Origin of the sequence: Senimuribacter intestinalis (genome assembly GCF_943192965.1) — a bacterium.
In the GTDB taxonomy this organism is placed as follows: Bacteria; Bacillota; Clostridia; order Peptostreptococcales; family Anaerovoracaceae; genus Senimuribacter; species Senimuribacter intestinalis.
The window spans coordinates 349,199-361,354 of sequence record NZ_CALPCF010000001.1; the positions used below are offsets into that span (position 1 = coordinate 349,199).

Genomic DNA, 12,156 nt, shown 5'->3' on the forward strand with positions numbered 1-12,156 from the left:
ATTATCTTTATAAACCTAAAATAACCATTGCCATCACAAAATAAATGCTCAGCGCCACAATATCAGAAACCGATGAAATGGCAGGATTTGCAATGAGCGCCGGGTCCAGATTGAGTTTTTTTACAAGAAGCGGCACCATGCTGCCAAGCACCTTTGCAAAGATCACAATGAACAGCATCGCAAGGCAAACTGTCAATGCTACACTATAATCATTGCCGTCAAGCCAGATAATTCGTCCAAAATTAATGATACTTAAAACAGCTCCCAAAAGGGCTCCTATACGCACTTCTTTCCATAAAATCTTAAACACATCAGAAGTATCCACCTCATCGGTGGCAAGACCTCTGATAATCAGCGTTGCCGCCTGAGAGCCTGTGTTTCCGCCAGTTCCCATCAGCATCGGCATATACGCCACCAGGCAGATGATTTCAGAAAGCCTTCCTTCAAAGCCTGTAATCAGCATGCCTGTAAACACATAGGCAACCATGAGGATTACAAGCCATGGCAGCCGGTTCAGGGCATGCCGCATGACCGACTTGTCCAGATATCCCTTGTCGGAATTCTCAAAGTCAATGACACCGTTCATTCTCTCGATATCTTCAGTCGCCTCTTCTTCCATTACATCCAGAATATCATCGACGGTAATAATTCCGACGAGACGGTGCTCGTTGTCCACAACAGGCAATGCCAAAAATCCGTATTTCTTAAAATCTTCAGAGACGTCTTCCTGGTCATCAAATACATTCTCATACACATAGTCTGTGCGCATAATGTTCATAATCTTGGTGTCATCACTGGAAATTACCAGCGTACTTAAAGATACAATGCCAAGCAGCTTTCGCCCGTTGTCTCTGACATAGCAGGTATAGATGGTTTCTGCATCCATGCCTACTTCTTTGATATGTTCCAGCGCCTGCGCTACATTCCACTCCTTGCGCAGACTGATATAGTCCGGCGTCATCAGACTGCCGGCGCTGTTATCCGGATAATTGAGAAAAGTGTTGATCAGCTTTCTCTCGTTCTTCGGTGTTTTTTCTAAAATTCTGTCCACCATATTGGCGGGCAGTTCCTCCAGAATATCGATCTTATCGTCGAAGTCCAGTTCCTGTAAAATAAAATCGATTTCCTTATCTGTGATTACATTTACAATTTCTACTTGATTATCAGTAGACAGTTCTGAAAAGACTTCTGCAGAAACATCCTTTGGAAGCAGCCGGAAAAGGATGATTGTCATATCAATATCGGTTTCTTCCGTGATATCTTCCAGCATGTAGGCAATGTCTACTGCATTAAATTTGAGAAGTTCATCTCTCGCCTGAAAATATCGTTTGTTTTCAAGGAGTTCTAATATCTTTTCAAAGGATTCTTCCCACAATACATCTGCGTCAATAATGACTCTGTTATCCATCTGTCATTCCTCACTTTCACTTGTATTTTCCCTGGCTGTTCTTACTGAACCCAGAAAAATACCGCTAGTGCGAGGATTTTATCCGGCCAGTGAAGCCAAGGATTCTTTTGTTTTTGTTAATGCGTCGATACTTCGTTTGGACGTAGGCCCATTATCCATGTCTTCACTTCCCTTCATAATTATATGTATAGACATTCTTTAACAGTTAATTATACCTCGAAATAGCTCGTGCTTGCAACCTTTTTAGAAAAAAACTTTGTATAACATTCCCTCATACCCGGCAGACAAACTTTCATATAAGAATCTGCATTCGTCAAAATGATTTTGTAAATTTTTACCACATCTTGAAATCGTTGAAATTTCAGTCATTTCCATGTCAGGATTGTTCTTTAAAAAAACCAATCCTTTCCACCCTGAAAGGGTTGACTAAAAAATGTCAAAGTGTTATATTGGAAGAAACAAGAACCATATTATAACATCTTGTAACACTAATTTCTAAAGTTTAATAAGAGAAAAGAGGAGATTAAAATGGGAAAATTAGTTGATCAGTATATTGAAATCGCTAAGAAAAGAAACCCTGGTGAACCAGAATTTATTCAGACTGTAGAAGAAGTATTAACTTCCATCGAGCCTGTTCTGGAAGCACATCCTGAATACGTTGAAGCTGGTCTGATCGAAAGATTGATCGAGCCAGAAAGAGGCATCAGCTTCAGAGTTCCTTGGGTTGACGACGAAGGTAAAGTTCAGGTAAACAGAGGTTACAGATATGAATTCAACAGCGCAATCGGACCTTACAAAGGCGGTCTGCGTTTCGCTGCTAACGTATATCCTGGCATCATCAAGTTCCTGGGATTTGAACAGATCTTCAAAAACAGCTTAACCGGTCTTCCTATCGGCGGCGGCAAAGGTGGTTCTGACTTCGATCCTACTGGAAAATCCGATGCTGAAGTTATGAGATTCTGCCAGTCCTTCATGACTGAGCTTTACAGACACATCGGACCTCACACTGACGTTCCTGCTGGTGACATGGGCGTTGGCGCAAGAGAAATCGGTTACCTCTTCGGACAGTACAAGAGACTGAGCAACAGATACGAAGGCGTTCTGACTGGTAAAGGTCTTGCTTACGGCGGACTTGCAGGAAGAACTGAAGCTACTGGTTACGGTATCGTATTCTTCGCAAGAGAAATGCTGAAACACTGCGGCGAAGAACTGGCAGGCAAAACCGTTGCAGTATCCGGTTTCGGTAACGTTACTTGGGGTACAGTACAGAAGCTGAACCAGCTGGGTGCTAAAGTTATCACTATCTCCGGACCAGACGGATACATCTACGATCCAGACGGCGTAACTCCAGGTGAAAAAGAAGACTACTTACTCGAACTGAGAGCTTCCGGAAAGAACATCTGCGCACCTTATGCAGACAAGTTCCCTGGCGCTACTTTCTACGCTGGCAAGAAACCTTGGGAAGTTAAGGCTGACCTGTACATCCCTTGTGCAACACAGAACGAAATCCGCATCGAAGATGCTAAGACTATGGTCGCTAACGGCTGTAAGTTCCTCTGCGAAGGTGCTAACATGCCGACCACAAACGAAGCAATCGAATACCTGCAGGAAAACGGCGTAATCGTTGGACCTTCCAAGGCTGCAAACGCTGGCGGCGTAGCTTGCTCCTGCATCGAAATGGGACAGAACGCAGGTCACACTGTATTCTCCCCTGCTCAGGTTTATGAACAGCTTGAAACTATCATGGTTAACATCCACAAGAACGCTGCTGCTGCTTGTGAAAAATACGGTCTGGGCTATGACCTGATCAAGGGCGCAAACATCGCTGGTTTCGAAAAGGTTGCAGAAGCTATGATGGCTCAGGGTATTGTATAATGATTTGCTCTGTGAGCAGAGCGAACAGTTAAGCAAACCTTATGCTTTGGGAGACCTAACCCAACGAGCAAAGCGAATTGCAGGTAGGTCCCCTGTCAGGAGTGCAGCACTTCAGCGCGTGGCACTCTACGGCTAATCCCCAAGAGAACAAGCACTCTGTGCGAAGTTCGATTGGCAAGGATTTAGTCGTATAATGGCGCTTGCCCGAGCAAACAATATTCCAAAAACAAAATTGAGGACTGCATTTCGCAGTCCTCTTTTGATTAACTCCAGTAGGATAAGTTTAACCCAAATTGTGTTTTTGAGTTAAAAGTGTATAAATACATCGGCTTCTCCCTTCGCATGTCTTACATTTTTTGCAAGATGCTTCGTAAATCTCCATTAACCTTGCAAAAAAAGCAAGTTTTTTGCTTAAAAATCACTTCAGCAGACATCTTTGTAAGTATGAAAGAGAATCCCTCGCATCATTCTTATACATTTTTTTAGTATTTTCTAGTTTTCGGTTAAGATTTGGGCATCCGCTTATACACTTTTTTATCAAAAATCCGTTTTAGGTTAAAGTCTAGTCTCCTCTCCTCATCTCGCACGCCTTATCTACCTGCACTGCACCCCTAGCTCTCTCCGCTTTACCGCAAACCGCACAAAGTACAGCACCAGCATAACGCACCAGGACAACCCTTCTGCATAAGCGATGACCATATTATCCCAAAGTCCGACCAGTGTGTAGGACATGATAATACGTGAAATCAGCGCAACAATACCAATGACACTGGAATATGCCACATCACCAATACCTTCCAGCGCGCCGCGAAATGCCATGCAAAGTCCGTAAATCGGATAGAAACAGCCAAATCTGCGGAAGAAATTGCCGCCAATCAACGCGGCTTCCTCACCAACGCCGAACATGGACACCAGGTACTGCCCCATAAATACAACAAACAGCGTCAGTACCACGGAGATAACCGCCGCCAGAGCCGTCCCCGCCTTAAAAAAGCGAAAAATTCTTTTTTTGTCACCTGCACCGTCAGACTGAGCAGCCATCGTCGAAATCGCAGTCCCCATATGTACCACCGGAAGTAGCGCCACCGTATCCACTCTGTATGCTGTCGTAATTGCCGCCACCGTCTGCGTGCCAAAACCATTCATAAAATTCTGCAAAACCATATTTCCAAGAGCATTGACGCTGCTTTGAATCATCGGTGGAATTCCAAGTCGCAGTCCTTCCCTCAGCATTTTTCTATCCACAAGCGTCCTTCCGCGAGAAAGAGAAAAACGCAGCATTGAGTGTTTCTTTGCGGCATAGCAAATGATAAATATCGTCATCAAGATTTGTGCCACCGTTGTCGCAAGCGCGGCTCCGACAACGCCCCAGCCCATTGCCGCCACGAAAAGCACATCCAGCACGAAGTTAACCGCCGAAGAAAGCAGAATCGCAAAAAAAGGTGCTTTGCTATCGCCAATTGCGCGAAGTGCCGCAAAATACACATTATATACTGCCAGAAAAGGAATGCCAATGAAACTCAGCTGCAAATACCGCTCTGACAACACAAAAATTTCAGCAGGCGTATTGAGAAGCCTGAGCATCGCTCCTGACAGGGCTACTCCCGCCACGGAAAGAACCAGAAACACCCCGCCGACCGCAAAAAGAAAGGTAGATAAAATAGCAGAAAGCCGGTCCGTTTCTGCTGCGCCATATTTTCTCGCAAATAAAATGCCAAGGCCACCCGTAAAACCTGTCATCACCATGACAAAAAATCCGATGATTACACCCGTCGCGCCGATTGCAGCCAGTGCATTTTCACCTTCTACATTCCCTACGATGAACGCATCTACCCAGCTGTACAGCTGCTGCAAAATACCACTGAGAATTAAAGGCAAACTGAATTTGACCAGAATCATAAAAACCTTTTCATTCGTTATTCTTTCTTCCAAAACTTTCGCCCTCCTCTCAAAAAAACCGTATACAAGACTAGCCTGCATACGGTAGGTGCTCACCCGTTTTCTATTTATTCTATTACCAGTATAACCCATAGCCTCCTGCTGTACAAGAGGGAAATTATACACTTTCCCGCAAATATTTTTGTAATTTCTCCAAAAGACCCTCCGTCACGTAATACCCTTCCCGGTAAGCCTTCTTCATTTTTTCTGGGTTCCGCTCTGTTCTTCCTATATCCAAATCCCCCATCGGTGCAATCACAAAAGCTCTTCCGGTCTCTTCTTCAGCCGCCACAAGTTCCAGTGACTGGTTATAAGTCTGCGCCCGCTTTTCGTAAGACGCAACCATATTCGGATAATCCCTGTATTTCCGCTTCATCACCTTCAGCAGCATGCCATTTGTCCGCTTTTTTCGATAATCTCTGGGTCTTGTAAGAATCACTATATTCTTTTCGTTTCCCTGCCGGATGGATTGCGCCAGTGGAATAGAATCCGAAATGCCACCGTCCATATAAAGCCCGCCGCCGATTTCTACCATATTGGCAAGAAAAGGAAGCGATGCCGACGCCCTCACCCATTCCACATCGCGAAACATATCTCCCACCACAGGATATTCAGCTTCACCAGTTACGCAATTTGTGACTACCGGCTGAAATTTAATTCCGCTTGCAGTAAACGCATCGTTATCAATTGGATACAGCTGCTCTGGAATCGTATGATAAATAAATTCAGCCCCAAACAAGTCTCCTGTCGTCCGCAAACTATGCAGACTGCAGTATTCTTTTCTATCGAGATAATCCAGGTTGACTGCAAGCGCCCGGTCCCTCTGTCCTGCCACATAGCTGCATCCGTGACACGCGCCTGCCGACACGCCGATGACGTTATCAAAGCGAATTCCTGCGTCCAAAAAACAATCTAAAACACCGGCGGCAAAGATCCCACGCATGCCGCCTCCTTCAATTACCAGTCCTTTACTCATACTTCCCCTCCAATTTCATCTCAATACCGCAGCCGGCGCCAAACAAATACAGATACGCTTCCTTTACCGGCTTTCCATAAGTTTTTGCAAGCGCGCGGCAGTAAATGGCAATCTGCTGCCTGTACATCTGCCGCAGTCTGTCCGCTTCCTGTTCAAAAGGCTTTTCTCTATCAATCCAGTTGGTTTTATAATCAAACAGTACCAGACCGTCTTCCTCTTCAAAACTGCAGTCAATAATACCCTGCACGATAACATTTTCTCCATCCATCTCCATCTGCAGGTTAAACGGTCTTTCTCTCTGCAGACTACCCGCAGCAAACGCCTTTGCGCAGCGCTTTCCCAGTTCGCTTTCAAAGAAGTCCGTAATCCGCGAAAGCCTTACTGCTGCAATTTCTTCCGCTGTAAAAATTTCCTGCTCTATCATTTCTGCGACAGCAGTTTTCAGATAATCTATGCCCTCTCTGGCCGCCGCTGCGAAGTCAATTCGCTCCATAATTCCATGATATACAGTACCTCGCTCCGCTGCAGTAAGCTTTTTTTCACCTTGCCGAAACTTCGGCACCGCTAGCTCTTCCACAAAGGAGGACTCCAGCAGCTCTGCCTTTCGGTTGATTTCTGTAACCGAGTACTTGGATTTCAGACTCCTGGCATGTTCATAAGGATAGAAGAAATCCAGTTTTCTCAAGACCCTCAATCCTTCTTCCTCCGAAACCTCTCCGTCATAAATAGCCTGACTCATCGGATTTACAAAATATATCGGTTCCTCACTTTGCCCACCTGAAAGCAGATTGGCATTGATCATTTCCAGCGAAGAAGCCTGATCTGCCATGGACAGGTACATAGAATCACCTCCCATAGCGCTTTCCCTGGCTGCAAGGAACTTTTCTCCATCCTTAACCGTTCCCGTCATATAGAGAATATCCTTTGCGCGGGTTAAAGCCACGTACAGAATTCTGATTTCCTCCTGCACCTCTTCTCTATGGACCTGTTTCTGCAAAAGCCGTTGAAGCAGGGTCTGTTTGTACCAGTGGCCTTCATAATCGCTGAGAGTCATTGCGACACCAATATCCTTGTGCAACGTTATGCCGCTTCCCATCTTGGTGTAATTGAGTCTGCGACCCATGCCACTGACGATAACCATAGGAAACTCCAGCCCTTTACTTTTATGAATCGTCATAATGCGCACCAGATTGTCGTTTTCTCCCACCAGCTTTACCTGCCCCATGGAGACTTTTCGCTGCTTCACCGCCTCGATATACCGGACAAAGCTGTAAAGGGAGCTTTGTCTATCCTTACTGTAGCTTTCCGCCTTATCGACCAGCGCACGAAGGTTTGCCTGCCTCTGCGTACCGCTGGGCATGGCGCCGATTTCGACATAGTATCCGGTTTCCAAAAGCAGATTCCAGATAAATTTTCCAAGGGGCAACGATGTTGCCATGGTTTTCCATTCTTTTAACTTTGCAAGAACCTCTCTGCACCTTTGTGCAAGTTCCTGATTTGCTCCGCTCTCTGCGTAAGCCGAAAAAGCCTGGCTGTAGGTTCCCTCCTTGTGGGCTGCACGAATCAGCGCCAAGTCCTCAGAGGAAAAACCAAAAATTTCAGCGTGAAGTGTGCTGATTAATGGCACATCCTGCATTTTATTGTCTATTACCGATAGAAGATTCATGAACACATTAATCTCCATCGTGTCAAAGTAGCCCTCGCTGTCATCCACAAAGCTTTCAATGCCGTTTTGCTTTAAAATCTGATAAAATACATCGGCATAATTTCGCACGCCGCGCATGAGAATTACGATGTCGCGAAGACAGATTTCCCGCTCCCTTCCTGCCTTATGGTCATAAAACCGTTTTCCCAGATTTTCCTTGATGATCCGGCTGACGGCAAGGGCTTCAATTTCGGCATTTTTCAAATTAGCAAGTTCTTCATCGCCTGCGTCCACTGTGGCAACATCCACTACCTTGACCTCAGGCAGATAACTGTATTCTCCGTCGTAGTCAAGACCAGGATAGAGCATTGCCTCCTCATTATAGTCCTCCATAACACCTGTAAAAATCTTGTTAATTTCTTTCAGAATCACCGGCTTACTTCGGAAATTTTTGTTCAAATCAATTTTAATGGAATTTGCGTTCTCTTTTCCATAACTGATATACTTCTCTTTGAAAATCTCCGGCTCTGCCAGTCGGAATTTATAGATACTCTGTTTAATATCGCCTACCATGAATAAATTATTCTCTCGCTTAATCTTGGAGATAATCTCTTCCTGCAAAATATTGGTATCCTGATACTCGTCGATAAAAATATACTGAAATTTGTTTCTGTAAAACTCTGCTGCTTGGGGCTCCTTTAGAATTTCCAGGCAGAAATGCTCGATATCGTTGAAATCCACCAGCTTTTTTTCTGCCTTCGCCGCTTTAAAAATTCCGTCAAAATCCAGAAGCAGCTTCTGCAAGGTTTTCGCCATCGGCGCAGTCTTGTTCATTTCCTCAATCTGCTCGCAAAAAGGCGCAAGGAAAAAGGTCTTCTGCATTTCATCAATCAAAGAAGCGGCTTTCTTTCGGCATGCCGCAACCTGCTCTTTAATCAGGGCATAGTCCTCTTTCTCATCTTTTTTTGTAGTCAGACGCAGACTCTTAAATGCCGCCGCTGCTTCTCCCAATTCCTCAAAGGCTTTCTGCCCGACAAGCGCTGCAATATGCTGATATTGAGGCAGTTCCTCCAAAGCAACCTTTTCTGCCATTCGGCAAAGACCTGCCTCATCTAGCAGATCAGCGCTGCGCTGTGCGTATTCCAGCGCCTTTTCTGCAGACTCCTCAATAAAATCCCAGATATACGCCATCAGAGGTGAAGCTTTCATTTCCTCTTCATTCATGGAAAGCTGCGCAATTTTTTCATCCAGCCACTGCCACGGATAAGGAAGAGACTGCAGCACGTTATATGCTTCTTCCAAAATCGTGCGGATTTTACTCTGGTTACGGTCGCCGGAATACCAGTTAAGAAATCCGTAAAACTCCTCGCTATCCGCTGCAAACCAGTTTTCCAGCAGCAAATCCATAGCATCTTCTTTAAGAATCGTCCTCTGCGCATCATCGCAGATGGAAAAGCCTGGCTCAATCTCTGCCTGATAAAAAAAGCGCCGAATGACATCCAGGGCAAAGGCGTGGAAAGTGCTGATATTTGCTCTTGCAAGCAGCGCCAGCTGTTCTCTCAGCTTACCTGCCTGCTCTGGCGCCTTATCGATTTCTTCGATGAGTGCTTTGCGGATTTTCTCCTTCATCTCCGCTGCCGCCGCATTGGTAAAAGTTACAATCAGCATCCGATCGATAGGCACGCCTTCTTCTATAACAAGTTTTTTAATGCGCTCCACCAAAACAGCAGTCTTACCCGAGCCCGCTGCTGCTGCTACCAGTATATTTTTATCACGCTGGTCGATTGCCAGCTGCTGTTCTTTGGTCCAAGCCATATCTGCCTCCATATTTTATCACTGCTTATTCCATTATACCAAAAAATTTGCTATAATGAAGAAAGAATCTTAGAAACGGAGATGAATTTATGTATATAAACAATAGACCAACCATGCTGATGATTTTAGATGGGTTTGGGCTCAACCCTGAAAGGGCTGGCAACGCCATTGCCGCCGCTAAAACGCCCAACTTGGATATGATTTTTTCAAAATATCCGAAGACCAGTTTATCAGCCAGCGGTCTTTCCGTAGGGCTTCCCGAAGGGCAGATGGGAAATTCCGAAGTGGGACACCTGAATATCGGCGCAGGCCGTATCGTATACCAGGAACTTACCCGAATCACAAAATCCATCGAGGATGGAGATTTTTTTGAAAATCCAGCGCTGAATACAGCAATGGAGCACGCTCTTTCCTGCGATTCTACGCTGCACCTTTTGGGACTTCTTTCCGATGGCGGTGTCCACAGTCATATCAGCCATCTCTTTGCCCTCCTTACCATGGCGAAAAAGAAAGGGCTTTCCAAGGTACTTGTCCACTGCTTCCTCGATGGTCGCGATGTTCCTCCAAGGTGTGCAAATCAGTATATCGAAGCACTTCAAAATCACATGCACCAACTGGGAGTTGGCGAAATCGCTGTAATTTCTGGCAGGTATTACGCTATGGACAGAGATAAACGCTGGGACAGAGTCGAAAAAGCTTATGATGCCATGACGCTGGGACAGGGTCTTTCTGCCGCTACAGGCTGCAGTGCAGTAACCACTGCTTATCAGCGGGATGAAAATGACGAATTTGTTCTGCCAACCGTTACCGGCGCCGGCACAGTAAACGATGATGACGCCATGATTATGTTTAACTTCCGTCCGGACAGAGCAAGAGAAATCACCCGTGCCTTTGCAGATCCCGATTTCGATGGCTTCCCTCGCAAAAAGACCATCAAGAATTTAAAATATGTCTGCATGACCCAGTACGATGCATCCATGCCAAATGTAGAAGTCGCCTTCCCGCCGCAGACTCTAAAAAATACCTTCGGTGATTACATTGCGTCTTTGGGACTTACCCAGCTTCGCATTGCCGAAACCGAAAAATACGCCCATGTAACCTTTTTCTTTAACGGCGGCATCGAAGCGCCTGCAGACGGCGAAGATCGGATTCTGGTACCTTCTCCGAAGGTTGCCACCTATGATCTTCAGCCTGAGATGAGCGCCCTTGCGGTAACAGAACGGGTACTGGAACAGATTGAAGCAGACAAGTACGACTGTATCATCCTGAACTTCGCAAATGCAGATATGGTAGGACATACCGGTATCATGAACGCTGCCGTCAAAGCAATCGAAACCTTAGATATATGCGTGCCAAAAATTGTCGATGCTGTACTTGCCAAAGACGGTCAGATTCTTCTGACTGCAGACCACGGCAACGCCGACTGTATGGTCGACAAAGCAGGTAATGTGGTCACTGCCCACTCTCTGAATCCCGTTCCGCTTGTACATATTGCGAAAAATCCGGTTAATCTTGCTGACGGCGGCAAACTGTGCGATATCGCACCGACTATGCTGCGTCTGATGGGACTTTCCATTCCGGAAGAAATGACCGGAAAGAGCCTAATAAAATAATTCCTTTATGAAAAACGAGGTCGTCCTCTTGGGCGATACCTCGTTTTTTACTTACGCTTGTCTCTGTTTCACAAACTCAATTGCCTCTTTGCCAGACAGATGGTCGATAGCAATTTCAACCATGGTGACTTGTTTAAAGGATCCATCAATTTCCTTTGCCATAGCCTCCGGTGTTTCATCGGGAGAATATCTCTTCCCCAGAGCCTCCAGCGCTGCTCTCTTTTCAGCAGGGTCGTCCAGAACTCTCGCTTTTCCAAAGGCTATAACACTACGGAAATAAGTAGTGAACTCCTCCGGCACCACCTGATCCGTATCGATAACGCAAAAAGACACTTTCTCACAGCGAGCGATTGCGTCCAGCTTATGTCCTTCCTTTGCGCAATGGAAATAAATCTTGCCGTCTGTGTACACATAGCTGAGCGGCACTGCATAAGGATAACCATCGTCGCCTGCTGCAGCTAAAACGCCTGCAGTATTCCGCTCTAAAACTGCTGCACTGTCCTCAAAGGACATAGCCTGCTTCGTTCTTCTCATTACTCTAAACATACTAATAACCTTTCCTTTCTTAAAAAAAATACCGCCTCCCATTCACTCCTTCTAAGGCCTAACGGCGTGAATAAAAAGCGTTACCCGGCGGTAATTCATTCAGTTTCTAACTAGAGTTTAATACAAAAAAATCGCCTCGTCAAGAAAAATTTGACGAGGCTGCATCTTGAATTTTTATTCTTCCTGTTGGTATTCCTTTTCCATTTCTTCCCGCTCAAGTTCCTCTCGCTTTACCATAGCTTTGATACGGGCAGTCTGGGAATCGTTGACATGTTTTTCTAAAAAAGCCTTGGTATTATCACTTAAATCTTTGCCATGCCTTTCGTTAAAATCTGCCACT

Annotated in this window: 8 protein-coding genes; 2 read left to right on the forward strand and 6 right to left on the reverse strand. The window is 45.5% G+C overall.

From position 1 onward, the window contains the following. Window positions 1-7: 7 nt before the first annotated feature. Window positions 8-1,408: a magnesium transporter gene (mgtE, locus tag NFR88_RS01880; RefSeq protein ID WP_251613139.1), complete on the reverse strand. Its 1,401-nt coding sequence runs from the start codon at window positions 1,406-1,408 to the stop codon at window positions 8-10. A 528-nt stretch (window positions 1,409-1,936) separates the two neighbouring features. On the opposite strand from mgtE, the gene gdhA reads away from it, so the two are divergent. Further along, entirely contained in the window at window positions 1,937-3,283 is a 1,347-nt protein-coding gene (gene gdhA, locus NFR88_RS01885) for an NADP-specific glutamate dehydrogenase (protein WP_160200719.1), read from the forward strand. Window positions 3,284-3,877: 594 nt separating this feature from the next. Here gdhA and NFR88_RS01890 read toward each other — a convergent pair. From NFR88_RS01890 to addA, 3 genes are all read right to left on the reverse strand, one after another. Further along, window positions 3,878-5,215, reverse strand: a complete 1,338-nt coding sequence (locus NFR88_RS01890; RefSeq protein ID WP_251613141.1) for an MATE family efflux transporter — start codon at window positions 5,213-5,215, stop codon at window positions 3,878-3,880. A gap of 124 nt (window positions 5,216-5,339) precedes the next feature. Then, window positions 5,340-6,197 carry a patatin-like phospholipase family protein gene (locus NFR88_RS01895; RefSeq protein WP_251613143.1) on the reverse strand — a complete coding sequence of 286 codons (858 nt, stop codon included), beginning with the start codon at window positions 6,195-6,197 and terminating at the stop codon, window positions 5,340-5,342. Next, the gene (gene addA, locus NFR88_RS01900; RefSeq protein WP_251613145.1) at window positions 6,190-9,657 is read right to left on the reverse strand and encodes a helicase-exonuclease AddAB subunit AddA; all 3,468 of its coding nucleotides are present in this window, start codon (window positions 9,655-9,657) and stop codon (window positions 6,190-6,192) included. Before addA ends, NFR88_RS01895 begins: the two co-directional genes overlap by 8 nt. Window positions 9,658-9,746: 89 nt before the next feature. Between addA and gpmI the strand changes: the two genes are divergently transcribed. Next, window positions 9,747-11,270, forward strand: coding sequence for a 2,3-bisphosphoglycerate-independent phosphoglycerate mutase (gene gpmI / locus NFR88_RS01905; protein WP_202620409.1), 1,524 nt, complete (start codon window positions 9,747-9,749; stop codon window positions 11,268-11,270). A gap of 51 nt (window positions 11,271-11,321) precedes the next feature. Here the strand turns inward: gpmI and NFR88_RS01910 are convergent, their stop codons facing one another. Next, window positions 11,322-11,816 (reverse strand): pyridoxamine 5'-phosphate oxidase family protein, encoded by a 495-nt coding sequence (locus NFR88_RS01910; protein ID WP_161908678.1) that lies wholly within the window; start codon window positions 11,814-11,816, stop codon window positions 11,322-11,324. Window positions 11,817-11,990: 174 nt separating this feature from the next. Then, window positions 11,991-12,155: a hypothetical protein gene (locus NFR88_RS01915; RefSeq protein WP_251613149.1), complete on the reverse strand. Its 165-nt coding sequence runs from the start codon at window positions 12,153-12,155 to the stop codon at window positions 11,991-11,993. Between the last annotated feature and the right edge of the window lies 1 nt (window position 12,156).

Bases quoted from the DNA above. Each gene is read 5' to 3' on its own strand.
- gdhA (WP_160200719.1), top strand. From the start codon at position 1,937: ATGGGAAAATTAGTTGATCAGTATATTGAAATCGCTAAGAAAAGAAAC.
- NFR88_RS01910 (WP_161908678.1), bottom strand. From the start codon at position 11,816: ATGTTTAGAGTAATGAGAAGAACGAAGCAGGCTATGTCCTTTGAGGAC.
- gpmI (WP_202620409.1), top strand. From the start codon at position 9,747: ATGTATATAAACAATAGACCAACCATGCTGATGATTTTAGATGGGTTT.
- mgtE (WP_251613139.1), bottom strand. From the start codon at position 1,408: ATGGATAACAGAGTCATTATTGACGCAGATGTATTGTGGGAAGAATCC.
- NFR88_RS01895 (WP_251613143.1), bottom strand. From the start codon at position 6,197: ATGAGTAAAGGACTGGTAATTGAAGGAGGCGGCATGCGTGGGATCTTT.
- addA (WP_251613145.1), bottom strand. From the start codon at position 9,657: ATGGCTTGGACCAAAGAACAGCAGCTGGCAATCGACCAGCGTGATAAA.